General features: G+C 69.2%; 23 protein-coding genes. 19 read left to right on the top strand and 4 right to left on the bottom strand.

Annotated features, from left to right (window positions below; genetic code table 11):
• Positions 1-140 precede the first annotated feature (140 nt).
• Positions 141-2,210 carry a bifunctional 2',3'-cyclic-nucleotide 2'-phosphodiesterase/3'-nucleotidase gene (locus BUB20358_RS13365; RefSeq protein WP_035971645.1) on the bottom strand — a complete coding sequence of 690 codons (2,070 nt, stop codon included), beginning with the start codon at positions 2,208-2,210 and terminating at the stop codon, positions 141-143.
• 283 nt (positions 2,211-2,493) lie between these two features.
• On the opposite strand from BUB20358_RS13365, the gene BUB20358_RS13360 reads away from it, so the two are divergent.
• The 10 genes from BUB20358_RS13360 to BUB20358_RS13315 all read left to right on the top strand — a co-directional run bounded on the left by BUB20358_RS13360 (position 2,494) and on the right by BUB20358_RS13315 (position 11,662).
• On the top strand, positions 2,494-3,618 hold the full coding sequence (locus BUB20358_RS13360) for an MlaE family ABC transporter permease (RefSeq protein WP_035971646.1): 1,125 nt from the start codon (positions 2,494-2,496) through the stop codon (positions 3,616-3,618).
• Positions 3,615-4,499 carry an ABC transporter ATP-binding protein gene (locus BUB20358_RS13355; RefSeq protein WP_035971647.1) on the top strand — a complete coding sequence of 295 codons (885 nt, stop codon included), beginning with the start codon at positions 3,615-3,617 and terminating at the stop codon, positions 4,497-4,499. The genes BUB20358_RS13360 and BUB20358_RS13355 overlap by 4 nt, the downstream gene beginning before the upstream one ends.
• Positions 4,500-4,528: 29 nt before the next feature.
• Entirely contained in the window at positions 4,529-5,458 is a 930-nt protein-coding gene (locus tag BUB20358_RS13350) for an MlaD family protein (protein WP_006763282.1), read from the top strand.
• Positions 5,459-5,550: 92 nt separating this feature from the next.
• Positions 5,551-6,174, top strand: coding sequence for an ABC-type transport auxiliary lipoprotein family protein (locus tag BUB20358_RS13345; RefSeq protein ID WP_035973259.1), 624 nt, complete (start codon positions 5,551-5,553; stop codon positions 6,172-6,174).
• A 19-nt stretch (positions 6,175-6,193) separates the two neighbouring features.
• Complete coding sequence (locus tag BUB20358_RS13340; protein WP_035971648.1) at positions 6,194-7,345, top strand: VanZ family protein; 1,152 nt, start codon at positions 6,194-6,196, stop codon at positions 7,343-7,345.
• Between the two features lie 145 nt (positions 7,346-7,490).
• Complete coding sequence (locus tag BUB20358_RS13335) at positions 7,491-7,808, top strand: (2Fe-2S) ferredoxin domain-containing protein (RefSeq protein ID WP_006763285.1); 318 nt, start codon at positions 7,491-7,493, stop codon at positions 7,806-7,808.
• Between the two features lie 12 nt (positions 7,809-7,820).
• Complete coding sequence (locus BUB20358_RS13330) at positions 7,821-8,465, top strand: alpha/beta hydrolase (RefSeq protein WP_035971649.1); 645 nt, start codon at positions 7,821-7,823, stop codon at positions 8,463-8,465.
• 597 nt (positions 8,466-9,062) lie between these two features.
• The gene (locus BUB20358_RS13325; RefSeq protein ID WP_035971652.1) at positions 9,063-10,379 is read left to right on the top strand and encodes a D-alanyl-D-alanine carboxypeptidase family protein; all 1,317 of its coding nucleotides are present in this window, start codon (positions 9,063-9,065) and stop codon (positions 10,377-10,379) included.
• A 48-nt stretch (positions 10,380-10,427) separates the two neighbouring features.
• Positions 10,428-11,354, top strand: a complete 927-nt coding sequence (locus tag BUB20358_RS13320) for a D-amino acid aminotransferase (RefSeq protein WP_006763288.1) — start codon at positions 10,428-10,430, stop codon at positions 11,352-11,354.
• Entirely contained in the window at positions 11,354-11,662 is a 309-nt protein-coding gene (locus BUB20358_RS13315) for an HP0495 family protein (RefSeq protein WP_035973260.1), read from the top strand. Before BUB20358_RS13320 ends, BUB20358_RS13315 begins: the two co-directional genes overlap by 1 nt.
• Before the next feature lie 36 nt (positions 11,663-11,698).
• Here the strand turns inward: BUB20358_RS13315 and BUB20358_RS13310 are convergent, their stop codons facing one another.
• Complete coding sequence (locus tag BUB20358_RS13310; protein ID WP_006763290.1) at positions 11,699-12,691, bottom strand: transcriptional regulator GcvA; 993 nt, start codon at positions 12,689-12,691, stop codon at positions 11,699-11,701.
• Between the two features lie 102 nt (positions 12,692-12,793).
• On the opposite strand from BUB20358_RS13310, the gene BUB20358_RS13305 reads away from it, so the two are divergent.
• From BUB20358_RS13305 to BUB20358_RS13280, 6 genes are all read left to right on the top strand, one after another.
• Positions 12,794-13,120 carry a DUF2917 domain-containing protein gene (locus BUB20358_RS13305; protein ID WP_006763291.1) on the top strand — a complete coding sequence of 109 codons (327 nt, stop codon included), beginning with the start codon at positions 12,794-12,796 and terminating at the stop codon, positions 13,118-13,120.
• A gap of 83 nt (positions 13,121-13,203) precedes the next feature.
• Entirely contained in the window at positions 13,204-13,950 is a 747-nt protein-coding gene (gene lipB, locus BUB20358_RS13300; RefSeq protein WP_006763292.1) for a lipoyl(octanoyl) transferase LipB, read from the top strand.
• On the top strand, positions 13,943-14,935 hold the full coding sequence (gene lipA, locus BUB20358_RS13295; protein WP_006763293.1) for a lipoyl synthase: 993 nt from the start codon (positions 13,943-13,945) through the stop codon (positions 14,933-14,935). The genes lipB and lipA overlap by 8 nt, the downstream gene beginning before the upstream one ends.
• Positions 14,936-15,192: 257 nt before the next feature.
• Positions 15,193-16,209: a taurine ABC transporter substrate-binding protein gene (gene tauA / locus BUB20358_RS13290; RefSeq protein WP_006763294.1), complete on the top strand. Its 1,017-nt coding sequence runs from the start codon at positions 15,193-15,195 to the stop codon at positions 16,207-16,209.
• A 38-nt stretch (positions 16,210-16,247) separates the two neighbouring features.
• Positions 16,248-17,045, top strand: a complete 798-nt coding sequence (locus BUB20358_RS13285) for a taurine ABC transporter ATP-binding protein (protein WP_035971653.1) — start codon at positions 16,248-16,250, stop codon at positions 17,043-17,045.
• On the top strand, positions 17,042-18,007 hold the full coding sequence (locus BUB20358_RS13280) for an ABC transporter permease subunit (protein WP_035971654.1): 966 nt from the start codon (positions 17,042-17,044) through the stop codon (positions 18,005-18,007). Before BUB20358_RS13285 ends, BUB20358_RS13280 begins: the two co-directional genes overlap by 4 nt.
• A gap of 85 nt (positions 18,008-18,092) precedes the next feature.
• On the opposite strand, the gene ggt is transcribed toward BUB20358_RS13280, so the two are convergent.
• Positions 18,093-19,967 carry a gamma-glutamyltransferase gene (gene ggt, locus BUB20358_RS13275; protein ID WP_006763296.1) on the bottom strand — a complete coding sequence of 625 codons (1,875 nt, stop codon included), beginning with the start codon at positions 19,965-19,967 and terminating at the stop codon, positions 18,093-18,095.
• A gap of 67 nt (positions 19,968-20,034) precedes the next feature.
• The gene (locus BUB20358_RS13270; protein ID WP_035973261.1) at positions 20,035-20,997 is read right to left on the bottom strand and encodes a LysR family transcriptional regulator; all 963 of its coding nucleotides are present in this window, start codon (positions 20,995-20,997) and stop codon (positions 20,035-20,037) included.
• Positions 20,998-21,240: 243 nt separating this feature from the next.
• On the opposite strand from BUB20358_RS13270, the gene BUB20358_RS13265 reads away from it, so the two are divergent.
• The 3 genes from BUB20358_RS13265 to BUB20358_RS13255 are packed head-to-tail and all read left to right on the top strand — an operon-like array spanning position 21,241 to position 25,756.
• Positions 21,241-23,373, top strand: coding sequence for a 3-hydroxyacyl-CoA dehydrogenase NAD-binding domain-containing protein (locus BUB20358_RS13265; protein ID WP_006763298.1), 2,133 nt, complete (start codon positions 21,241-21,243; stop codon positions 23,371-23,373).
• A gap of 28 nt (positions 23,374-23,401) precedes the next feature.
• Complete coding sequence (locus tag BUB20358_RS13260) at positions 23,402-24,598, top strand: acyl-CoA dehydrogenase family protein (protein WP_006763299.1); 1,197 nt, start codon at positions 23,402-23,404, stop codon at positions 24,596-24,598.
• Between the two features lie 15 nt (positions 24,599-24,613).
• Positions 24,614-25,756, top strand: a complete 1,143-nt coding sequence (locus tag BUB20358_RS13255; protein ID WP_006763300.1) for an acyl-CoA dehydrogenase family protein — start codon at positions 24,614-24,616, stop codon at positions 25,754-25,756.
• The last annotated feature ends 84 nt before the right edge of the window (positions 25,757-25,840 follow it).

Below are 25,840 nucleotides of genomic sequence, written 5' to 3'. Positions count from 1 at the left end.
GAACGCGGCGACGATCGCGGCCGCCGCTGCGAGCAGCGCGGCCGGCGGGAGCCGGGCACGGAGCACGCGCCGCGCGGCGGCCGCGACGCCGGACTCGGCCGGCCGCATCGTCCGGACCGGTTGTGTCGCTTGTCTGGCCGTCATTGCGTGAGGTCGATCTCGTAGATCGCGAGATTCTTGCCCGAACCGTCGTCGGCCGCGACCTGTGTGATGCCGGTCAGGCCGGCCGCGGCCGCGTCCGCGAGCCGGTTCGGCGCCGACGAGAACCGCACGTGCGCGACCGAGCTCGCGAGCTTCGTGAAGCGCCAGCTGCGGTGCGAACCGTCGGCCGCGCGCGTGATCGTGCCGCGCTGCTTGATGTACGCGATCAGCACGTCGCGGTTCGCGTCCGGCGACGCGAAGATCGTCTTGCTGCCGTCGAGGCCCGGGAAGTTGCCGCCGCCGCTCGCGCGGTAGTTGTTCGTCGCGACGATGAACTGCGCGTTCGGGTCGATCGGCGCGCCCTTGTACGTGAGATTCCTGATCCGGCTGCCGACCGGCTGCGTGACGTCGATCTCGTACGTCAGATCGGCCGACGTGAACATGTCGAAGTTGTAGCCGGGGAAGCTGCTGACGAGCGGCTGCACGGTCGCCTTGGTCGGATCGATCGTGTTGAAGCGCTTCGCGGCCGTCTCGAGCCAGTTCTTCACGTCGGTGCCGCTCACCTTCACCGCGTACACGGTGTTCGGATACAGGTACAGGTCGGCCGCGTTGTTGATCGCGAGCGCGCCCGGCGCGACGTCGGTGTAGTCGCTGCCGCCGCCGAATCCGCTCTTGAACGGCGCGCTGACCGACAGCACCGGCAGCGACGCGTATTGCGGCAGGTTCGCCTGCACGTAGCGCGCGACGTAGTCGGCCTGCGCGTCGTTGACGATCTGGATCGCGCCCGGGTCGCCGACGTCCGCGAAGTACGAGTTCATCCGGTAGTCGGTCGAGCCGATCGGCGTCTTCACGTAGTCGATCGTCGCCTGGTGTTCGGCGGCGATCGCCGCGGATACCGACGGATCGGCGGCGACGTAGGTCTTGTCGGCGTTCTGGATCGGCCGCGCCTCGACGGTCGTCTGCGACTTGTCGACGTTCCAGCGCGTGCCGTCGAACTTCAGGCCGAGCTTGATCACACCGAGGTGCTTGCCCCAGTAGTTGGCCATCACGGTCGGCACGCCGTTCACGGTGCCCTTGACCTTGTCGACGCCCGGCAGGTTGAACTGCGGCACGGTGCTCGCCGCGTCCGGGAATACCTGGTGCGAGTGGCCGATCAGCATCGCGTCGATGCCCGGCACGGTCGACAGCCACCAGCTGCCGTTCTCCATCGTCGGCGAATACGCGGAATTGTCGAGACCGCCGTGCGAGATCGCGACGACGAGATCGGCGCCCTTCGCGCGCATTTCCGGGATGTACTTCTCGGCCGTTTCCTTCAGACCGGTCGTATAGACCTTGCCGTCGAGCCAGCGCTTGTCCCAGTTCATGATCGCGGGCGGCGTGAAGCCGATGATCCCGATCTTCACCGGCGCGCTGACCGTCGTGCCGTCGGGCGCGGTCGCCGTCACGGTGCGGGTCAGGATCGTGTACGGCGCGAACAGCGGTGCGTTGGTCTTCGCGCTGATCACGTTCGCGAGCACCTGCGGAAAGTTCGGGCCCGCGCACTTCTTCTGCTGCGCGGGCGCCGGCAGCCCGTCGACGTCGAACGTGTTGCCGGTCACCTGCGACAGGTACGGCAGCCCGTAGTTGAACTCGTGGTTGCCGATGCCGCCGCCGTCGAATTTCGCGGCGTTCATCACCTTGTAGATCGCGAGCGTCTGATCGCAGCCGATCGGCTTCACGAGCGCCTGGTAGTCCGACAGCGCGGTGCCCTGGATCGTGTCGCCGTTGTCGAGCAGCAGCGTGTTCGGATACTGCGCGCGCGCCTGCGCGATCAGCGTCGACACGCGCTCGAAGCCGAGCGACTGGTCGGCCGCGAGCTTGAAGTAGTCGTACGACAGCACGTTGGTGTGCAGGTCGGTCGTTTCGAGCAGCGCGAGCGTGGCGGTCGTGCCGGCGGGCGCCTGCGCCGCGTTCTGCGAAGACGGCGGCGCGCTCACGTCGTCGCCGTTGCAGCCGGCGAGCAAGAACGCGAGGCTCGCGAGCGCGGCGGCGGCCGGCGCGCGACGGCGGGAAGGCAGGGGTAGACGCATCGGATGTCCTGTTCGGGGTTTTGTCATGGCCGATGGCGGCGTAGGCAGCGCATCGGCGGCGCGCCGACGGCCTGACGGGCGGCGCGTGAGAGTATCGAAAGGAAACGTGACGGAAGAATGAAAGGCGCCGACGCGGCCCGGCCGGCGGTCCGCGCGCGCGGCCGCGTACCGCCCCGGCGTTTCGGCGGCCGGCGCCGCTGCGCTGCCGCGCGGGAAATCCTCGCATCGCGGCGACGGGCGGTTCGCTACAATGGCCGCTTCATCCTTTTGCAAACCACCCGCCTTGGACTTCGAGACTCCACCGGGCCTGTCGGTCGACACCGGCAGCCAGGGCCAGATCGTGCGCCTGTCCGGCCAGTGGACGGCGCTCGCGCTCGCGCGCAATCGCGGCGCGGCGGCGCGCCGCGTCGCCGGCATCGCGGCCGGCCGCGTGAGCGAGTGGGACCTGTCGGGCATCGAGCGGCTCGATCACGTCGGCGGCCAGGCGCTGTGGCGCGTGTGGGGCCGCAAGCTGCCGCCCGGCGTCGCGCTGAGCGCCACGCAGCGCACGATCTTCGAACGCATCGAACGGCTGGACAGCCAGCGCGAGGCGCCCGAGCGCGTCGTGCGCATCGATCCGGTCACGCGCCTCGGCCAGTCGATCTTCGCGTTCGGCGAGCACCTGTACGGCGGCATCGCGATGTTCGGCCGCGTGATCCTCGACGCACTGTCGGTGCTGCGCCGCCCGCAGACGATGCCGTGGAAGGAAACGTCCGCGAACGTCTACAGCGCCGGCGCGCAGGCGCTGCCGATCACCGCGCTCGTCGCGTTCCTGATCGGCATCGTGCTCAGCTACCTGTCCGCGCAGCAGCTGCAGATGTTCGGCGCGAACCGCTATATCGTGAACATTCTCGGGCTGTCGGTGATCCGCGAGCTCGGCCCCGTGCTGTCCGCGATCCTCGTCGCGGGCCGCTCGGGCTCGGCGATCACCGCGCAGATCGGCGTGATGCGCGTGACCGAGGAACTCGACGCGATGCGCGTGATGGGCATCCCGCACGGGCTGCGGCTGATCCTGCCGCGCGTGCTCGCGCTCGGCGTCGCGATGCCGCTGCTCGTGATGTGGACCAACATCGTCGCGCTCACCGGCGGCGCGCTCGCCGCGAAGATGGTGCTCGGGATCGACGTCAACTATTTCGTGCGCTCGCTGCCGGGCGTCGTGCCGATCGCGAACCTGTACATCGGGCTCGGCAAGGGCGTCGTGTTCGGCATGCTGATCGCGCTGGTCGCATGCCATTTCGGCTTCCGGATCAAGGCGAACTCGCAGAGCCTCGGCGAAGGCACGACGACGTCGGTCGTCACGTCGATCACGGTCGTGATCCTGGCCGACGCGGTGTTCGCGATCCTGTTCCAGAACGTGGGGCTCGGATGAACGCGTCGACAGAATCGCCGGCCGATGCCGCGGCGGCCGCAGCGCGCCGGCACGACGACCTCGTGATCGAGGTGCGCAACCTGACGAAGCGCTACGGGCGCAACATCGTCCATCAGAAGCTCGACTTCGACGTGCGGCGCGGCGAGATCGTGTCGCTCGTCGGCGGCTCGGGCTCGGGCAAGACGACGCTCGTGCGGCAGATTCTCGGTCTCGAGCGGCCGACGTCGGGCACGATCAAGGTGTTCGGGCAGGACACGTCGACGATCGACGCAGCGAGCGCGCGGATGATGCGCACGCGCTCCGGGATGCTGTTTCAGCACGGCGCGCTGTTCTCGTCGATGTCGGTGTTCGACAACGTCGCGCAGCCGCTGCGCGAGCTCGGCCGCGTGCCGCCCGACCTGCTGCACGACATCGTGATGCTGAAGCTCGAGATGGTCGGACTGCCGTGCAAGCACGCGTCGAAGATGCCGGCGGCGCTGTCGGGCGGGATGGTCAAGCGGGTCGGCATCGCGCGCGCGATCGCGCTCGAGCCCGAGCTGCTGTTCCTCGACGAGCCGACGGCCGGCCTCGATCCGCAGGCGTCCGACGAATTCGTCGAACTGATCGCGACGCTGCACCGCACGCTCGGGCTGACGGTCGTGATGGTCACGCACGACCTGGACACGATGGTCGCGCTGTCGACGCGCGTCGCGGTGCTGGCCGACCGCAAGGTGCTCGTCGCCGCGCCGGTCGAGGAGGCCGCGAACGTCGACCATCCGTTCATCCACGAATATTTCCTGGGGCTGCGCGGGCGCCGCGCATTGCAGGCGCTGCCGCCCGAGCGGCGCGCGAAGCTGCCGAAGGCGGCCCTCGAACCGGCGCTGTCGAGCGTCGAGCTGTAGCGATAGCGCAAGCAACAAGGAACCGTCGAATGGAAAACAAATCACATGCGTTCTGGGCCGGCCTGTTCACGATCGCGCTGACGCTCGCGATCGCGGGCGCCGTGTTCTGGTTCAACGTCGACCGCACGGTGCGCGTGCCGTACGACCTGATCGCGCGCACCAACGTGACGGGTCTGTTCCCCGATGCGGCCGTGCGCTTTCGCGGCCTCGACGTCGGCAAGGTGCAGTCGATCGGCTTCGACCGTTCGCATCCGGGCCAGATCCGGATCCGCATCCTGGTCGACCAGGACGCGCCGATCACGCAGTCGACGTACGGCAGCCTCGGCTTCCAGGGCGTGACGGGCATCGCGTTCGTGCAGCTCGAGGACACGGGCCGCGACCTGTCGCCGCTGCCGTCGTCGCCGAAGAAGATCGCGCAGATTCCGATGCGGCCGAGCCTGTTCGATCAGATCCAGCAACGCGGCGGCGTGCTGCTGCGGCAGCTCGAGCAGGCCGCGAAGGGCGTGAACCAGCTACTGTCGCCGGAGATGCGCGAGCAGTTGCGCGCGACGACCGAAAGCCTGCAGCACGCGGCCGACGGCGTGACGACGCTGTCGAAGCAGCTTGGCCCGGCGGTCGCCGAGCTGCCGCAGACGATGCACGAGGTCAATCGCGCGATGGCGTCGGCGAACACGTTGCTGCAGCCGAACGGGCCGCTCGTCTCGAACCTGAACAAGGCCGGCACGGCCGCGGAGCAGGTCGGCGTCGCGCTGAACGACCTGAACGCGCGCGTGCAGTACGACACGCTGCCGCGCTTCAATGCGCTTGCGGGCAACGTCGGCGACGCGTCGCGGCAGCTGAAGGACGTCGCCGGTGAACTCGGCCGCAATCCGAGCAGTCTGCTGTTCGGTTCGCCCGGCCCGGCGCCCGGCCCCGGCGAACCGGGCTTCACGTGGCCCGGCAAGGCGGCCGGCAAGTGACGCGCGCCGCCGCGCCGCTCGTCGGGCCGCGAACCGGCCGCCCGATCGCGCTCCTCGAAACCGGAAACTTCATGCAGGAACAGGAATACGCCATGCCACGAATCCTTGATCGCGCGCTGCGCCCGGCTGCGACCGCGCTCGCCGTGCTGACGCTCGTGCTCGCCGCCGGCTGCGCAGCCGACCGTGCGGCGCTGTCGAACATCCGCTACGACCTCGGGCCGGCCGCGCCCGTCGTGTCGGCCGGCACGGGTCCGGCGCTGAAGGTGCTCGACGTCGCTGCGCCCGAAGCGCTCGATACGGACAAATTCGTCTACCGGCTCGCGTATGCGGATGCGCAGCGGATGGCCGTCTATCGCGACAGCCGCTGGACCGCGCCGCCCGCGCAGCTGCTCACGCAGCGGCTGCGCAGCGCGCTGTCGGCGCGCGGCGCGGTGCTCGAAGGCTCGGACGGCGTGCGCGCGCCGACGCTGAAGGTCGACCTGAGCGAGTTCGAACAGGTGTTCGACGGCGAGTCGCAGAGCCACGGCGCGGTCACCGCGCGCGCGACGCTGATGCAGGACGGCAAGGTGCTCGGGCAGCGCACGTTCGTCGCGCGCGCGCCGGCGAGCACGCCGGACGCGGCCGGCGGCGCGCGTGCGCTCGCGGCGGCGAGCGACGAGCTCGTGTCGCAGATCGCCGCGTGGATCGGCGTGCAGGCGTACGCGGGCAATCCGTGACGCGCGACGCGCATCGACGATGAACGGGCCCGGCACGCATCGCGCGTCGTCGCTCGCGCGGCAGGCCTGTGTCGCCTATGCGGCGCTGATCGTCTACGCGTCGCTGTATCCGTTCGGCGGCTGGGTATCGCTCGGCATCGGGCCGTTCGATTATCTGTTCGCGCCGATGCAGCGCTACGTGACCGCGTTCGACGTGGTCACGAACGTGCTCGGCTACATGCCGTTCGGCGCGCTCGCGGTGCTCGCGCTGCATCCGCGCTGGCGCGGCGCGGCCGCGACGCTGATCGCGTTCGTGCTCGGCGTGCTGCTGTCGGGCGCGATGGAGGCGCTGCAGACCTATCTGCCGACACGCATCGCATCGAACCTCGATCTCGCCGCGAACGCGCTCGGCGCGCTGCTCGGCGCCGCGTTCACGGCGCCGGCCACCGGCGCGCTGCTCGACCGCGGCATGCTGCGGCGGCTGCGGTTCGCGTGGTTCGAGGCCGACGGCGCGACGCCGCTGCTGCTCGCCGCGCTATGGCCGTTCGCGATCCTGTTTCCGTCGCCGTTCCTGTTCGGCATCGGCGATTGGCCGGCCGCGCTGTGGGAGCGCGCGGACGCATCGATGCAGGACGCGCTGCTCGCGTGGCTGCCGACCGGGTGGCACGTCGGCGCATGGCCGGAGCGCATCGACGCGTGGCTGTCCGATTCCGCGTGGGAGGCCGTGCTCGGCGCGCTGATGCTGTTCCCGGCGCTGGCGATCGCGTCGCTCGCGATGCGCGCCCACGCGCCGCGCGTGCGGCTGCTGATCGCGTTCGTGCTCGGCACGCTCGCGCTGAAGGCGGCCGCGACGTTCATGCAGTCGGCCACGGGCCTCGTCGTCGTATGGGCGACGCCCGGCGCGCGGCTCGGCATCGAGATCGGCTTCGCGGCCGCGCTCGTCGCGCTGCGCGTGCCGGCCGCCGCGCGCGCGGCGCTCGCCGCCGTCGCGCTGCTGATCGGCGTCGTGCTCGTGAACCTGCTGCCCGTCAATCCGTTCTTCGACTTCACGCTGTCGGGCTGGCGGCAGGGCCGCTACGTGCACTTCAACAGCATCGCGCGCTGGCTCGCGTGGATCTGGCCGTACGCGGCGCTGATCTGGCTCGGCCAGCGCGTCGAGCGCGCGTGGCTGCCGGCCGCGGTGCGCCGCTGACGGAGCGGCCCGGCGGCGAACGGCGCAGCCCGCGCCGGCAGCGCCGCGCGCCGGTCGCTATAATCGTCCGCACCATCCGTTGCGCCGCGCAACGGCAATCGCCCGTCACTCCGCCCGGCACCGCGCCGGGCCGCTCGTCACCATCATGGATTCCTACTACCAGCACCACGTCTTCTTCTGCCTGAACCAGCGCGATCCGGGCGCCGAGCGCCCGAGCTGCGCGCAATGCGACGCGCAGGCCATGCAGGAATACGCGAAAAAGCGCGTGAAGGAACTCGGCCTCGCGGGGCCCGGCAAGGTCCGCATCAACAAGGCCGGCTGTCTCGACCGCTGCGAGGAAGGGCCGGTGATGGTCGTGTATCCGGAAGGCACGTGGTACACGTACGTCGATCGCGCCGACATCGACGAGATCGTCGAATCGCACCTGCGCGACGGCAACGTCGTCGAGCGCCTGAAGATCTGAGCGGGCCGCCGAATGAACGCTCATACGCAGAAATCGCTGATCGCGGGCCCGGTCGGGCAGGTCGAGATCGCGGTCGACCTGCCGGATGCGGTGCGCGACGGCCGCGCCGCGCCGCGCGGGATCGCGCTCGTTGCGCATCCGCATCCGCTGTTCGGCGGCACGATGGACAACAAGGTCGCGCAGACGCTCGCGCGCACGCTCGTGCAGCTCGACTACGTCGTGTACCGGTCGAACTTCCGCGGCGTCGGGGCGACCGAAGGCGTGCACGACAACGGCATCGGCGAAGCCGACGATCTGCTCGCGGTGCTCGCGCACATGCGCGCGCAGCCCGCGTACGCGGACCTGCCGCTCGTGCTCGCGGGCTTTTCGTTCGGCACGTTCGTGCTGTCGCACGTCGCGAAGCGGCTGCGCGATGCGGGCGACACGATCGAGCGGATGGTGTTCGTCGGGACGGCGGCAAGCCGCTGGCAAGTCGCCGACGTGCCCGAGAACACGCTCGTGATCCACGGCGAAACGGACGACACGGTGCCGATCTCGGCGGTGTACGACTGGGCGCGGCCGCAGGAGCTGCCGGTCGTCGTGATTCCCGGCGCCGAGCATTTCTTCCATCGCAAGCTGCACGTGCTGAAGCGCATCATCGTCGACGCATGGCGCTGAGCCGCTGAAGCGGGGCCGGCGCGCGCGGACCGCGATGCATCGCGACGTTCTTCAGGAAGGCCGGCAGCGACGTCGACATCGCAGGGAAGCCGCGCTCGGATGCCGGTGCAGAGCAGCGGTCAGGTCACGTCGCGGCACGTTCTCGTCGCGACACGACACATCGCATCGAGCGGAGCCGAGCCTCCGATGCCGCACGACCCGTGCAGCCGCCGCGGCTGCCGCGCCGCGTGCCCGACTTGCACGCGGCCTGCATGCGCCTTTCGTGCGGCTTCTGCCGCGCATCGCCGCCGCGCATGCGCGTCGCGTTTTCGATGCATGCATGCGTGTTGCCGGCGCCCACTTCGCAAAAACGCGCTTCACGGCCACGTATAATGGCCGCATTTCGCGTCGCCCGCGGCCCGGCGGGGCCCATGCGGCGCTCGCTTCGCCCACCCGTGCGCGCGCTCGCGACGGCCGCGAACCGAACGCGTCCGCACGAGTCCAACCGGCGCGTTTCGCGTCGCCCGAATATCGGGCGAATGCCCGGAACGCGTGCCGCCTTGCCATTCAACCGTGCGCGTTTCGCGCCGCACTTTCTGCCATCAGCCTGAATCGATCATGCGTCTGTCTTCCCAAGGCCTCAAGTCTCTCGCTTCCTCCATCGCCTTCGGCACCGCCGCGCGCAACGTCGCGCTCGGCGTGATGCTGCCCGTCGCGCTCGCGTCGACGATCGTCGTCGCCGAGGCGAAGCCGGCCGCCAAGGCCAAGGCTGCGCATGCTGCGCCGGCCGCCGCCGAGCAGTCCACCGGCGCACCGGCGACCTTCATGCCGGGCGCGGTGCCGCCGCCGGGCGTGAACGCGCGCTCGTGGGTGCTCGTCGATGCGACCAGCAACACGGTGCTCGCGTCGGGCAATGCGGACGAGCGCGTGGAGCCGGCGTCGCTGACGAAGCTGATGACGGCCTATCTGGTGTTCGAGGCGCTCGACAAGAAGAAGATCTCGATGGAGCAGATCGTCACGCCGAGCGAAGCGGTGCGCCGCGTCGGCCGCGACGAGTCGCGGATGTTCATCGAGGCGAACAAGCCGGTGTCCGTGCACGACCTCGTGTACGGGATGATCATCCAGTCGGGCAACGACGCGGCGATCGCGCTCGCCGAACTGGTGGGCGGCAGCGAGGCGCAGTTCGTCACGATGATGAACGACGAGGCGCAGCGCCTCGGGATGAAGAGCACGCACTTCGCGGACGTGAACGGGATGCCCGACCCGAACCACTACACGACGGCCGGCGATCTCGCGAAGCTGTCCGCGCATCTGATCCGCGATTTTCCGCAGTACTACGGCATCTTTTCCGAGAAGGAATTCAAGTACAACAACATCCGTCAGGGCAACCGCAACCGGCTGCTGTGGCTCGACCCGACGGTCGACGGCCTGAAGACCGGCCATACGCAGGCGGCCGGCTACTGCCTGATCTCGTCGGCGAAGCGCGCGATTCCGGGTACGGCCGATGCGCAGCGTCGTCTGGTCGCGGTGATGATGGGCGAGCCGAAGGAAAGCGACCGCACGCAGGACAGCATGAAGATGCTGAACTACGGCTACAGCGCGTTCGACGCGGTGCGCCTGTTCAAGGCCGGCCAGGCGATCGCGACGCCGCGCATCTACAAGGGCAAGGACAACACGGTGCAGGTCGGCGTGAAGAGCGATCAATGGGTGACCGTGCCGCGCGGCCTCGGCGACAAGGTGAAGCCGGAAGTCGACGTGAACGCGCCGCTGATCGCGCCGCTCGCGCAGGGGCAGCAGGTCGGCACCGTGAAGGTCGTCGCCGACGGCAAGACGCTGTCCGAATTCCCGGTCGTCGCGCTGCAGGCGGTGCCGGAAGCCGGTATCTTCGGACGTATCTGGGACTCGATCCTGCTGATGTTCAGCAAGAAGAAGTAAGCGTAGCGGGCCTTTGTTTCGACGACTTCATCCCCATCTGGTACAGCCATGAGCGAAACCGAATTCGAACCGATCGTCTATCTGAGCGTGTCCTCGCACGAGGAACTGGTGCCGCTGTCGCAAGCCCGTGTCCCGGTGCTCGATCGCGGGTTCATCTTCGGCGACGGCGTGTATGAAGTCGTTCCCGTCTATGCGCACGACGGCGCGCACGTGCCGTTCCGGATCGATCAGCATCTCGAACGGCTCGAGCGCAGCCTGAAGAAGATCGGCATCGGCAATCCGCACGATCCGGCGGGCTGGCGCGAGCTGATCGAGCGCGTCGTCGCCGCGAATGCGCAAGCGCTCGGCGGCGAGCACGCGCTCGTGTACCTGCAGGTCACGCGCGGCGTCGCGAAGCGCGGCCACGCGTTCCCGGCGAACGCGGTGCCGACCGTGTTCGCGATGACGAGCCCGCTGCGGCTGCCGTCCGAAGCGGAGCGCGCGAAGGGCGTGCGCTGCGTGACGGCCGAGGATCGCCGCTGGCTGCACTGCGACATCAAGTCGATCTCGCTGCTCGGCAACGTGCTGATGGCGCAGCATGCGGCCGAACGCGACGCGTTCGAAACGCTGCAGCTGCGCGACGGCTACCTGACCGAAGGTTCGTCGTCGAACGTGTGGATCGTGAAGAACGGCGAGCTGCTCGCGCCGCCGCGCAGCAACAAGATCCTCGAAGGGATCCGTTATGCGCTGCTCGAGCAGCTGGCCGAAGAATGCGGAATCCGCTTCGTTGCGCGCGAGATCAGCGAAGCCGAGCTGCGCGCGGCGGACGAAATCATGATCTCGTCGGCCACGAAGGAAGTGCTGCCTGTCACGTCGCTCGACGATCTGCCCGTGCAGGGCGGCAAGCCGGGCCCCGTATTCGCGGCGTTGTACGACGCGTACCAGCGTGCGAAGGCGCGCGCGTTTGAACAGTTCGACCTGACCCGGAGGAAATGATGAGCGAACCCACCAAAACCATCGAGGTGACCGGAGCGATCGAGACCCGGAAGGAGTCGCTGCTGGAGTTTCCGTGCGATTTCCCGATCAAGATCATGGGCAAGGCGCATCCGGAGTTCAAGGACACGATCTTCAAGGTCGTGAGCGTGCACGACAACGAAATCGACGTCGAGAAGATCGAGGAGCGCGCATCGAGCGGCGGCAACTACACGGGGCTGACGATCACCGTGCGCGCGACGAGCCAGGAACAGCTCGACAACATCTACCGCGCACTGACCAGCCATCCGATGGTCAAGGTCGTGCTGTAACGCGCGCTTTTCCCGCGCTGCCCGCCCGTTTCGCCGCTAGCGGCCGGAACGGGCGGCGATTCCCTTCCATCCGCCTTCCTGCGCGCACTCGGCCGGGCACTTGCCGGCCGCGCGCCGCGCATCGAGCTCGTCGCACAGCCGCTTGAACTGCGCGACTTCCTGAAGAATCCACGTCCTGAACGCCTGCACGCGCGGCGTGCTGAGCAGCGGCGGCGGACACACGAAAAAGTAGTGCCACGGGCTCGGTCCGTCGATGTCGAACAGGCGCACGAGGCGGCCGTCGAGCAGGTCGTGCACCGCGAGCGAGCGTCGCACGATCGCGATGCCCTGGCCGTCGATCGCGGCCTGCAGCAGGTTCGACGAATCCTGATAGAGAATCCCGCGCTTCGGCTCGGTCAGCGTATCGAGCCCGGCCGCGTCGAACCACGGCCGCCACAGCTCGTCGTCCGAGCGCAGCAGGTTGTAATGGGCGAGATCGGCCGGCGTCTGCGGCAGCTTGCCGCCGTTGAGCGTCGGCGAGCACGCCGGAAAGAACACTTCGTCGAGCAGCGGCTCGACGTACAGCCCCGGATAAGTGCCGAAGCCGAAGCGGATCGCGAGATCGACGTCGTCGCGCGCGAAATCGGTCAGCGCGTTCGTCGACTGCAGCTCGACGTCGATTTCCGGATGCCGCTCGATGAACGTACCGATGCGCGGCGTGATGAAGCGCGCGGCGAACGACGACAGCATCGACACCACCAGCCGCCGGTCGCGATCGCTCGCGCGCACTTCGCGCGTCGCGTCGGCAAGCATCATCAGCGCGGTGCGCACCTGCTGCGCGTAGCGCATGCCGGCGCCGGTCAGGCACAGCCGCTTGCCGTTGCGCGCGAACAGCTGCACGCCCAGCTCCTCTTCGAGCGCGCGCACCTGATGGCTGACCGCGCCGTGCGTGACGAACAGTTCGTCGGCGGCGCGCGAGAAGTTCTCGTGCCGGGCGGCGGCTTCGAACGCGCGAATCGCGTTCAGCGCGGGGAGCTGGCGGAGGTCCATTTGCTAATTTTCCTCACATCGACGTGAAAATTCGTCGTTTGGTCGGGCACCCTTCAGTGACTACGATTGTAGCCATCGAAGCATTATTTGGCGGAGTCGATCATGCAAGAAATTTCTTCAAGCATCACGTTCGAAATCCCCGCGGGAGAAACCGTGCCGATGAAGGTGCAACGCAGCACGCGGCTCACCGTGCAATGCGGCCCGCTGTGGGCGACGCGCAGCAATGACGTCGACGACTACTTCCTCGTCGACGGCGAGACGCTCCGGCTGCGCCGCGGCGAGCGGCTGTGGCTCAGCGCCGAAGGCGCGCAGGGCGCGCGCGTCGCGTTCTCGGTGTCGCGGCCGACGAAGGACATCGCGCTCGGCGGTCTCGCGCGGCTGCGCGAACGCGTGAGCGCGCTGCTGCACGACGGCTGGCGCACCGTCTGACGCTCGTTTCGTCGGACGGATGCCGGCGATCAGTCCCTTTCCACGGCCGGCGAGACGCATGGGTTTTCGGTAAACTACCGCCCATGTCCGTCTCGCCGGTTTCCATTGTGTCCACGCCCGTTGCCGTACCCGAATCGTCCGCCGGCGCGCCGGTTCACCCGGTGACCGTGCGCTGGCGGGGCGTCGAGGCGTACGAAGCGAGCTTCGACGCGATGCGCGCGTTCACCGATGCGCGCACGGCCGACACCGCCGACGAGATCTGGGTGGTCGAACATCCGCCCGTCTACACGCTCGGCCAGGCCGGCGATCCCGCTCATCTGCTGGTGGCCGACAGCGGCGTGCCGCTCGTGAAGGTCGACCGCGGCGGACAGATCACCTACCACGGCCCCGGCCAGATCGTCGTCTACCTGCTGCTGGACTTGCGCCGGCGCAAGCTGATGGTGCGCACGCTCGTCACGAAGATCGAGGAGGCCGTGATCGAAACCCTCGCGGCGTATAATCTCGCTTCCGTCCGCAAGGCGGGCGCGCCGGGCATCTACGTGGCATCCGGCGTGCACGAAGGCGCGAAAATCGCGGCCCTCGGCCTGAAGATCCGCAACGGCTGCAGCTATCACGGGCTGAGCCTGAACGTGAAGATGGATCTGCGCCCGTTTCTCGCGATCAATCCGTGCGGCTATGCCGGACTGGAAACCGTCGACATGGCGAGCCTCGAGGTTGCCGCCGACTGGAACGACGTCGCCCGCACGCTGGTGGGCCGTCTGATCGCCAACCTCGACGGCGAACCCGCGGCCGCCGACAAGCCGCACGCACTGGAACATTCGAATGACTGACGTTACCGCTTCTCCCGCACCGGCCGAACCGGCCGCGACCGCTGCCTACGATCCCACCGCCAAGCAGAAGGCGCAGGCGAAGACGGCACGCATTCCGATCAAGGTCATTCCGATCGAGAAGCTGAAGAAGCCGGAATGGATCCGCGTGAAGGCGGCCACCGGCAGCTCGCGCTTCAACGAGATCAAGACGATCCTGCGCGAGCACAACCTGCATACCGTGTGCGAGGAAGCGAGCTGCCCGAACATCGGCGAATGCTTCGGCAAGGGCACCGCGACGTTCATGATCATGGGCGACAAGTGCACGCGCCGCTGCCCGTTCTGCGACGTCGGCCACGGCCGTCCCGATCCGCTCGACGCGGACGAGCCGAAGAACCTCGCACGCACGATCGCCGCGCTCAAGCTCAAGTACGTAGTGATCACGAGCGTCGACCGCGACGATCTGCGCGACGGCGGCGCCGGCCATTTCGTCGAGTGCATCCGTGAAGTGCGCGCGCAGTCGCCGGAAACGCGCATCGAGATCCTGACGCCGGACTTCCGCGGCCGCCTCGACCGCGCGCTGTCGATCCTGAACGCCGCGCCGCCGGACGTGATGAACCACAACCTCGAGACGGTGCCGCGTCTGTACAAGGAAGCGCGCCCCGGCTCCGACTACGCGCATTCGCTGAAGCTGCTGAAGGACTTCAAGGCGCTGCATCCGGACGTCGCGACGAAGTCGGGGCTGATGGTCGGCCTCGGCGAGACCGAAGAGGAAATCCTGCAGGTGATGCGCGACTTGCGCGCGCACGACGTCGACATGCTGACGATCGGCCAGTACCTGCAGCCGTCCGAGCATCATCTGCCGGTGCGCGCATACGTGCATCCGGACACGTTCAAGATGTACGAGGAAGAGGCGTACAAGATGGGCTTCACGCACGCGGCCGTCGGCGCGATGGTGCGCTCGAGCTATCACGCCGATCTGCAGGCGCATGGCGCGGGCGTGGTCTGAGCGGCCGCGTTCGACCGTCCGCGGAAGCCCGCAATCGAAAAAGCCCGCAGCGATGCGGGCTTTTTTTTCGTTCGTGCAACTGTCGCCCGTGCGTTCGCACGACAATCGTCACGCGACCGGACGCGCGATCCGATCGAGCGTGGAAAGCAAAGCTGAAACGGCATCGATAGCTTCGCACGATAAGTTCGCTCCCGCCGCGCGCAAAGCTCGTAAAGTCGGCTCTCCCGCAGCAATGCCCGCATCCGAAGGAGAGCCGCATGTCCCGTTTCAGCTTCGTCCGCCGCGCCGTCGTCGCGCTGACCGCCTTTGCCGCGCTCGGCGCGGCGCACGCCGAATCGCGCGAAGTCGTGATCGCGTATCAGGACATGGTCGTGCCGTGGCGCTACGCGCAGGCGAGCGGTGAAGTCGAAAAGGCAACCGGCTACAAGGTCACGTTCCGCAAGCTCGACAGCGGCGCCGACGTGATCCGCGCGCTCGCGTCCGGCTCCGTGCAGCTCGGCGAGGCCGGCTCGAGCCCGATCGCGGCCGGACTGTCGCAGGGGCTCGACATCTCGCTGTTCTGGGTGCTCGACAACATCAACGACGCGGAGGCGCTCGTCGCGCGCAACGGCTCGGGCGTCACCAGCATCGCCGCGCTGAAGGGCAGGAAGATCGGCGTGCCGTTCGTGTCGACGTCGCATTTTCATACGCTCGTCGCGTTGCAGGCCGCTGGCGTCAATCCGAACGACGTGAAGATCGTCAACCTGCGTCCGCCCGAAGTCGCGGCCGCGTGGTCGCGCGGCGACATCGACGCGACCTACATCTGGGATCCGGTGCTCGCGAAGGTCAAGCAGTCGGGCACGGTGCTGACGACGTCCGGCCGGGTCGCGAAGGAAAGCGGCAAGGCGACCTTCGACGGCTTCGTCGTGAGCCGCAAGTTCGCGCGCGAGCACCCGGAGTTCGTCACGCGCTTCGTGAAGGTGCTCGCGTCGGCCGACGCCGATTATCGTGCGAACACGGCCGCGTGGAAGGTCGGCTCGCCGCAGGTCGCGGCGGTCGCGAAGGTGTCCGGCGCGAACGCGCAGGACGTGCCGGCGAGCCTCGCGCTGTACGCGTTCCCGACGCCGGCCGAGCAGGCGTCGCCGACGTGGCTCGGCGGCGGTGCGCAGTCGGGTGCCGCGAAGTCGCTCGCGGCCACCGCCGCGTTCCTGAAATCGCAGGGCACGATCCAGACGGTGCTGTCCGACTATTCGGTCGGCGTCGATCCGCAGTTCGTGCAGAAGGCCGCGCGCTGAGCGCGGCGCGCGCCGCGCGCCGCGGAGGCATCGCGATCATGAGCACGCTCGAAGTCCGACAGGTCTCGGTCGCTTATTCCGGCGAACGAGGGCGCGCGCCGACGCAGGCGCTCGCGCGCGTCGATCTGCGCATCGACGCCGGCGAATTCGTCGTCGCGCTCGGCGCGTCCGGGTGCGGGAAGACGACGCTGCTGAACTGCATGGCCGGCTTCGTCGCGCCGACGACGGGCGACGTGCGCGTCGACGGCGTACCGGTCACCGGCCCCGGCGCCGATCGCGGCGTCGTGTTCCAGAAATACGCGCTGCTGCCGTGGCTCGACGTGCTCGACAACGTCGCGCTCGGCTTGCGCTTCGCGCACGTGGCGAAGGCCGAGCGCGACGCGCGCGCCCGCGACATGCTCGCGCTCGTCGGGCTCGAGCGTCATGCGCATGCGCGCGTGTACGAGCTGTCCGGCGGAATGCAGCAGCGCGTCGGCATCGCACGCGCGCTCGCGAGCGATCCGCGCGTGCTGCTGATGGACGAGCCGATGGGTGCGCTCGACGCGCTGACGCGCGGCACGATGCAGGCGCTCGTGCTCGACGTATGGGCGCGCACCGGCAAGACGGTGTTCTTCATCACGCACGACGTCGAGGAAGCCCTGTTCCTCGCGACGCGGCTGATCGTGATGACGCCCGGCCCCGGCCGGATCGCGGAAACCTTCGAGCTGCCGTTCGCGCGCCGCTACGTCGAGTCGCGCGACGCACGCGCGGTGAAGTCGTCGCCCGATTTCATCGGGTGGCGCGAGCGGCTGATCGCGTATCTGCATCGCGACGAAACGATCGGAGAAACCGCATGACGAGCGAACTCGCGCGACATGGCGCGGCGGTCGGGCGACGCCGGATCGGCGCGTTGCACGGGCAGCACGGCCCGGACGTTCACGATGCCTGGGCGGCGGATCGTACGGCCGCAGGCGGCGAGCACGACGACCGCGCGACGCAGCGTCGCGCAGCGCGTGCTGCGCGCCGATCGCACCGCTATCGGTTGCCGGGCGACGGCAGGACGGCGGCACTGAGCACGGCCACCGTCGCGGCGCTCGCCGTGCTGTGGTGGGTCGCGACGCACCGACAATGGCTGCCGCCGCTGTTTTTGCCGGCACCGGAGGCGGTGTGGGCCGCGTTCGTCGACGCATCGCACGGTCGCATCCAGGGCGGACTGCCGCTGTCCGAGCATCTACTGTGGAGCGCTGCGCGCGTGTTCGGCGCGTTCGTGCTCGCGGCCGCGATCGGCGTGCCGGCCGGCATCCTGATGGGCGTGAGCCGCATCGCGCGCGGCGTGCTCGATCCGCTGCTCGAGTTCTATCGGCCGCTGCCGCCGCTCGCGTATCTGCCGCTCGTCGTGATCTGGTTCGGGATCGACGAAACGGCGAAGCTCGTCGTGATCTTCCTCGCGTGCTTCGCACCGATCGCGATGGCCGCGCGTGCCGGCGTGCGCGCGGCGACGGTCGAGCAGATCAACGCCGCGTATTCGCTCGGCGGCAGCTTCGCGCAGATCGTGCGGCACGTCGTGCTGCCGGCCGCGCTGCCCGAGATTCTGACCGGGCTGCGGATCGCGATCGGCTTCGGCTGGACGACGCTGGTCGCAGCCGAGATGGTCGCCGCGACGGCCGGGCTTGGCCAGATGGTGCTCAACGCGTCGAGCTTTTTGCGCACCGATATCGTCGTGATGGGGATTCTGATCATCGGTGCGATCGCGTGGCTGTTCGATCTCGCGATGCGCTGGGTCGAGCGGCGTGTAGTGCCGTGGAAGGGGCGCGCATAAGCGATGGCACCGGCGCGATCTCGCCGTCGTCGCGGGGCGAGGCCGCATGCTGTACCGGAAGGAGCGGGCCGCCTGCGCCGCCCGCTCACTCGCCGAGCGCGACGCCTTCCCGCCGCGGGTCCGCGCCGCCGAACCACACCGTCTGTCCCTGCACGTTCAGCCGCTGAATGCCTTGCAGCCCCGAGTTCATCTCGACGACCTGCACGTCGTGTCCGCGGCCCTTCAGCCCGTCGACGAGCGCGTCCGACACGCGACCGCGTTCGAGCTGCGTCGGCCCGTTCATCGACCCGAAGTTCGGCAGCGCGATCGCCTGCTGCATCGTCATTCCCCAGTCGAGCACGCCGACCAGCGATTTCGCGACGTGATTGATGATCGCCGGGCCGCCGGCCGAGCCGACGATCAGCGTCACCTGCTTCGTCTTCTTGTCGAACACGAGCTCGGGCGACATCGACGAGCGCGGCCGCTTGCCGGGCTGCACGCGGTTCGCGACCGGCCGGCCGTTCTCGCTCGGCACGAACGAAAAATCGGTGAGCTGGTTGTTCAGCATGAAGCCGCGCACCATCAGCCGCGAGCCGAACGCGTCCTCGACGCTCGTCGTCATCGACAGCGCGTGGCCGTAGCGATCGACGATCGCGATGTCGGACGTCGACGGCAGCTCGGGGCTGCGGTCGTCGGCCAGCGCGAGCGCGGCGCCCTGCGGCGTGCCGGCCTGCGCGACGCCCATGCTCCGTTCGCCGATCAGCCGCGCGCGCTGCGCGAGATACGACTTGTCGACGAGGCTCGCCCAGCTGCCGCCCGGCAGCGGTACGAAGTCCGGATCGGCGACATAGCGTGCCCGGTCCGCATACGCGAGACGTCCGGCCTCGCTGAACAGATGCGCGGCGAACGGCGTCGGCTCGTAGCCGACGTCGTTGCGCACGGGCTTCTGCGCGCCGATCTGCTGCCAGTCGGGCATCGCTTCGAGGATGCCGAGCATCTGCGCGATCGCGAGGCCGCCCGACGACGGCGGCGGCATCCCGCACACGACCGAGCGCCGGTAGTCCGCGCAGAGCGGCGCGCGCACCTTCGCCTGGTAGCGCGCGAGGTCCTGCAGCGACAGCACGCCCGGATTGGCCGGGTGCCGCTTCACCTTCGCGACGATGTCGCGCGCGATCGCGCCCGTGTAGAACGCGTTCGCGCCGCGATCGGCGATCTGGCGCAGCACGGTCGCGAGCGCCGGGTTCTTCAGCACGGTGCCGGCCGCCTTCGGCGTGCCGTCCTTGTCGTAGAAGTACGCGCGCGCGGCCGGATCGTTCATCAGGTACTTGTCGTTCGCGATCAGCGTCGCGAGCCGCGGGCTGATCGTGAAGCCGCGTTCGGCGAGCCGGATCGCGGGCTGGAACAGCCGGCGCCACGGCAGCTTGCCGTGCGCGCGATGTGCGGCGTCGAGCATGCGCAGCACGCCCGGCGTGCCGACCGACCGGCCGCCGATCGCGCCTTCGTAGAAGCGCATCGGCTGGCCGGTCGGGCCGTAGAACAGGCGTTCGGTCGCAGCGGCCGGCGCGGTTTCGCGGCCGTCGTACGCCTGCGTCGTCTTGCCGTCGAAGTACAGCATGAACGCGCCGCCGCCGATTCCGGACGATTGCGGTTCGACGAGCGTGAGCACCATCTGCGTCGCGATGGCCGCATCGACGGCGGTGCCGCCGGCCTTCAGCATCTCGTAGCCGGCCTGCGTCGCGAGCGGGTTCGCGGCCGCGATCATGAAATGCTCGGACGTCCAGCCCGGCTTGTCGGTCCAGCCGCTCGACAGCTCGGGCGCGTGCATGCCGGGCAGCGGCACGGCGACGCTCGATGCGGGCGCAACGGGGACGACTGCGCCCGACGGCGCGGACGGCGACGTGCACGCGGCGCTGAACGCGACGAGCGCAATGGCGGCAACGCGCGTCCAGGGACGCGAAGGCGGACGAATCCGGTCGAACATTGAACCCTCGGCAGCGGTGAATTCGATCGAGAACGGCGCGCGGCACGCATCGCGCGCACGCGGCGCGCTATTGTCGCCGCGGCGGCGGCGGATTGTCATCCGACCGCAAACCCTGACGCATCGCGCCGGGCCCGCCGCGGCCGGACTTTCCCGCCTGTTCGAGGATGAACTCTATGAACGTCGACGTCGCGCGCGTGTGGTGCCGGTTCGGCATGTACAGCAGGTACATGTGCGTGCCGAAGATGCTGAGCCGGTACGCGTCGAGCGACGTGACGACGTCGCCGCGCCGTATGTCGTCGTGCACCACGTAGTCCGGCACGATGCCGACGCCGACGCCGGCGAGGATCGCCTGCCGCAGGAACACGAAGTTCTCCGACACCAGTGTCGGCTCGAGCAGCACCTCGTGGCGCTCGTCGCCGAGGTACGCGGCGATCCGCAGCTGCCGGCCCACCACCGTCGCGGTGACGACCGGGCCGGCCGACAGCGCGTCGAGACTCGCCGGCATCCCGTGCGCGGCCGCATACGCGGCCGACGCGCAGGCGACGTAGCGCACCGCGCCCATGTCGCGCGCGACGAGGTTCGGCGGCGGCTCGGGCATCACGCGCACCGCGATGTCGATCTCGTCGCGCATCAGATCCTCGATGCGGTTCTCGAACACGACGTCGAGCACGATGCCCGGATGCAGCCGCTTGAACGCGATCAGCCACTCGGACATCACGATCTGCCCGTAGCCGCTCGGCACCGACAGCCGCACGCGGCCCTGCAGATCGCGGCCGAGCGTCGTCACCGATTCCTCGGCGGCGAGCAGTTCGTTGCGGATGCGCCGGCCGTGCTCGTACAGCTTCAGCCCGATCTCGGTCGGCTCGATGCGCCGCGTCGTGCGCCGCACGAGCTGCTGGCCGATCGAGCGCTCGAGCTGGTTCAGCCGGTAGCTGACGTTCGCGCGGCTCATCCTGAGCCGCTGCGCGGCCTTGCTCAGATTGCCCGCATCGAGAATCTCGACGAGCAGCGTCAGCGCGTTCAGGTCCATGCCGGTGTCCTCCGGTTCGTCCCGTTCGACGGGCGAGCCGTTCAGTGTCAAGTCGAATTTGACAGCTTGTAAAAGCACGCTGGGATTGTCAATGAAACTCGATCAATCGAGAATCGCGTCATGCCCGGCGCCGCGCCGGACCGTTTTCCGCATGCGCGGCCGCAGCACGCGCGTCGCACGTGGTGTCGCAGCGGCAGTCGCACGCGCGGCCGGCTCGTCCGGCGTACCGCAGAAGGAGACACGATGCATTCACCCGCTTCCCCCGCCCCCGAGGCCGGCACCGTCACGCGCGAACGGCGCGGCGACGTGCTCGTCGTCACGATCGATCATCCGCCGGTCAACGCGCTGTCCGCCGACGTGCGGCGCGGCCTCGCCGACGCGCTCGACGCCGCGCAGGCCGACGACGCGATTCGCGCGGTGCTGGTCGTCGGCGCCGGCCGCAACTTCATCGCGGGCGCGGACATCCGCGAATTCGGCAAGCCGCCGGTGCCGCCGTCGCTGCCCGACGTATGCGAGCGCATCGAATCGAGCGCGAAGCCGGTCGTCGTCGCGCTGCACGGCGCGACGCTCGGCGGCGGCCTCGAAGTCGCGCTGGCCGCGCATTACCGGCTCGCGTTGCCCGGTGCGAAGCTCGGGCTGCCGGAGGTCACGCTCGGCCTGCTGCCCGGTGCGGGCGGCACGCAGCGCACGCCGCGGCTGATCGGCGCGAAGGCCGCGCTGGACCTGATGCTGACCGGCCGTCACGCGAGCGCGGACGAAGCGCTCGCGCTCGGTCTCGTCGACCGTATCGCGCAGAGCGACGACACGCTCGCCGAAGGCCTCGCGTACGCGCACGAACTCGTGTCGCTCGACGCGCCGCCGCGCCGCACGCGCGACGCGGACGGACTCTCCGATCGCGCGGCCGCGCAAGCCGCGATCGATGCGGCACGCGCGGAATTGCCGAAGAAGTCGCGCGGGCTGTTCTCGCCGGCGAAGATCGTCGACGCGATCGAAGCCGCGCTCACGCAGCCATTCGACGCCGGGATGAAGCTCGAGCGCAGCCTGTTCCTGCAATGCGTCGACAGCCCGCAGCGCGCGGGCCTCGTGCATGCGTTCTTCGCGGAGCGCGAGGCCGCGAAGGTACCCGAAGCGCGTCGCGCGAGCGCGCGGCCCGTCGAGCGGATCGGCGTCGTCGGCGGCGGCACGATGGGCGCCGGCATCGCGGTCGCGGCGCTCGACGCGGGCCTGCCGGTGACGATGATCGAACGCGACGAAGCGTCGCTCGCACGCGGCCGCGCGCATGTCGAGAAGGTGTACGACGGCCTCGTCGCGAAAGGCCGGATGACGCCGGCCGCGCGCGCGGCACGGCTCGAGCGGCTGACCGGCAGCACGTCGTACGACGCGCTCGCGCAGGCCGACGTCGTGATCGAGGCCGTGTTCGAGGACATGACCGTGAAGAAGGCCGTGTTCGCGGAGCTCGCGCGCGTGTGCAAGCCGCGCGCGATGCTCGCGACCAACACGTCGTATCTCGACATCGACGAACTCGCCGCGAGCATCGACCGGCCGGCCGACGTGATCGGCCTGCATTTCTTCTCGCCCGCGCACGTGATGAAGCTGCTCGAAATCGTCGTGCCGGCGCGCGTGGACGCGGAGGTCGTCGCGACCGCGTTCGCGCTCGCGAAGCAGTTGAAGAAGACGCCGGTACGCGCCGGCGTATGCGACGGATTCATCGGCAACCGGATCCTCGCCGTCTACCGGACCGCGGCCGACTATCTGATGGAAGACGGCGCATCGCCGTACCAGATCGATCGCGCGGTGCGCGAATTCGGCTTTCCGATGGGACCGTTCCAGGTCGTCGATCTCGCGGGCGGCGACATCGGCTGGGCCGCGCGCAAACGGCGAGCGGCCACGCGCGACCCCCGCGCGCGCTACGTGGAGATTTCCGACCGGCTGTGCGAGCGCGGCTGGTTCGGCCAGAAGACCGGGCGCGGCTACTACCTGTATCCGGACGGCGCGCGTGTCGGCACGCCCGATCCGGACGTGGACGCGATCGTCGCGCACGAGCGCGCGAAGAAGGGCATCGTGCCGCGCACGTTCACCGACGACGAGATCCTGCGCCGCTACCTCGCCGCGATGATCAACGAAGGCGCGAACGTCGTGCACGAGAAGATCGCGCTGCGCCCGCTCGACGTCGACGCGGTATTCCTGCACGGCTACGGCTTTCCGCGCTATCGCGGCGGTCCGATGCATTACGCGGACACGGTCGGCCTCGCGAACGTGCTCGCCGACATCCGGGCGTTCGCCGACGAAGATCCGCTGTTCTGGAAGCCGTCGCCGCTGCTCGTCGAACTGGTCGAGCGCGGCGCGAATTTCGCGAGCCTGAACCGCATCGACTGAACGCCACCGCATTCGCCACGGAACCGAGATGGACCTCAATTTCACTCCCGAAGAAGAAGCGTTTCGCGCGGACGTGCAGCGCTTCCTGCAAGCCGAGCTGCCCGCGCGGATCGCGCGCAAGGTCAAGGGCGGGCTGCGTCTGACGCGCGACGACATGCGCGAATGGCACGCGATCCTCAACGCGCGCGGCTGGCTCGCGAGCCACTGGCCGCGCGAGTACGGCGGCCCCGGCTGGAGCGTCGCGCAGAAGTTTCTGTTCGACAACGAATGCGCGCTCGCGGGCGCGCCGCGCATCGTGCCGTTCGGCGTGAACATGCTCGGCCCCGTGCTGATCCGATACGGCAGCGAAGCGCAGAAGCGCCGCTGGCTGCCGCGCATCCTCGACGGCACCGACTGGTGGTGCCAGGGCTACTCGGAGCCGGGCGCGGGCTCCGATCTCGCGTCGGTGAAGACGAGCGCGGTGCGCGACGGCGATCACTACGTGGTGAACGGGCAGAAGACGTGGACCACGCTGGGCCACTACGCGAACATGATCTTCTGTCTCGTGCGCACCGCCACCGACGTGCGCAAGCAGGAGGGCATCAGCTTCCTGCTGATCGACATGAACACGCCGGGCGTCGACGTGCGCCCGATCGTCACGCTCGACGGCGAGCACGAGGTGAACGAGGTGTTCTTCACCGACGTGCGCGTGCCGGCGGACAACCTCGTCGGCGAAGAGAACCGCGGCTGGACCTACGCGAAATACCTGCTCACGTACGAGCGCACGAACATCGCGGGGATCGGTTTCTCGACGGCCGCGCTCGACCGGCTGCGCGCGGTTGCCGCGAAGGTCACGAAAAACGGCCGGCCGCTCGCGGACGATCCGCTGTTCGCGGCGCGGGTCGCGCGCGTCGAGATCGAGCTCGAGAACATGCGCACGACGAACCTGCGCGTGCTGGCCGCGGTCGCGGGCGGCGGCGCGCCGGGCGCGGAAAGCTCGATGCTGAAGATCCGCGGCACGCAGATCCGCCAGGAAATCACGTCGCTGATGCGCCGCGCGATGGGGCCGTACGCACAGCCGTTCGTCGACGAAGCGCTCGACGCCGACTACGACGGCGAGCCGATCGGCCCGGACGGCGCGGCGAGCGCCGCGCAGCAGTACTTCAACAACCGGAAGCTGTCGATCTTCGGCGGCTCGAACGAGATCCAGAAGAACATCATCGCGAAGATGATGCTCGGGCTGTAACGAAGGAGCGCGACGATGGACTTCCAGCACACAGAAGACCGCCGGATGCTGGCGGACACGTTGAACCGCTTCATTGCCGAGCAGTATCCGTTCGCGGTGCGCGACCGCATCGCGCAGTCCGCCGACGGCTTCGACCGCGCGATGTGGCGGCGCTTCGCCGAGCTCGGCGCGATCGGCGCGCTGTTCGACGAAGCCGACGGCGGCTTCGGCGGCGCCGGCTTCGACATCGCGGTGGTGTTCGAATGCATCGGCCGCGGGCTCGTCGTCGAGCCGTTTCTCGGCGCGCTGCTCGCCGGCCGCGCGCTGTCGCTCGCCGGCGGCGATGCGCATCGCGCGAAGCTCGCCGCGCTGATCGACGGCAGCGCGAGCGCCGCGTTCGCGCACGACGAGCCCGGCTCGCATTACGAACTCACGCACGTGCGCACGCGGGCCGAACGCGCGGGCGACGGCTGGGTGCTGACGGGCGCGAAGGGCGTCGTCGACCAGGCCGCGCAGGCCGCGTTTTTCGTGGCGAGCGCGCGCGTGTCGGGCGATGCCGACGACGCGGCCGGCATCGGCCTGTTCGTCGTGCCGGCCGACGCGCCGGGCGTGTCGCTGCGCGATTACCGGAAGATCGACGGCGGCCGCGCGGCCGAAGTGCGTTTCGAGCGCGTCGCGCTGCCGGCCGACGCGGCGCTCGGCGATCGCGACGGCGACGGCGACGCCGGTGCGGCGCTGCTCGAACGCGTGCTCGGCTACGGGCTGCTCGCACTGTCGGCCGAAGCGCTCGGCGCGATGGACGTCGCGAAGGACGCGACGCTCGAGTATCTGCGTACGCGCCGGCAGTTCGGCGCGCCGATCGGCAGCTTCCAGGCGCTGCAGCACCGGATGGCCGATCTGTTGATCGAAATCGAGCAGGCGCGCTCGGCGGTGATCAACGCGGCCGCGCAGCTCGATGCGGATCGCGCCGTCCGCGAGCGCGCGCTCGCCGCGGCCAAGTACAGCATCGGCCGGATCGGCACGCTCGTCGCCGAAGAGAGCATCCAGCTGCACGGCGGGATCGGGATGACCTGGGAGCTGCCGCTGTCGCACTACGCGAAGCGGCTCGTGATGATCGATCACCAGCTCGGCGACGAGGATCACCATCTCGCGCGCTATATCGCGCTGTCGAAGCCGTAACGGCGAACGCGGGCAGCGCGGCGGCCAGCTCGGCATCGCGGCGGCGGTCGTGCCGGCTGCGTGGCTGCCGGGCCGCGCGCCGTA

This window comes from Burkholderia dolosa, assembly GCF_902499135.1.
In the GTDB taxonomy this organism is placed as follows: domain Bacteria; phylum Pseudomonadota; class Gammaproteobacteria; order Burkholderiales; family Burkholderiaceae; genus Burkholderia; species Burkholderia dolosa.
Note: the sequence above shows the minus strand (reverse complement) of the source record. Positions and strands in the feature narration are given on the sequence as shown.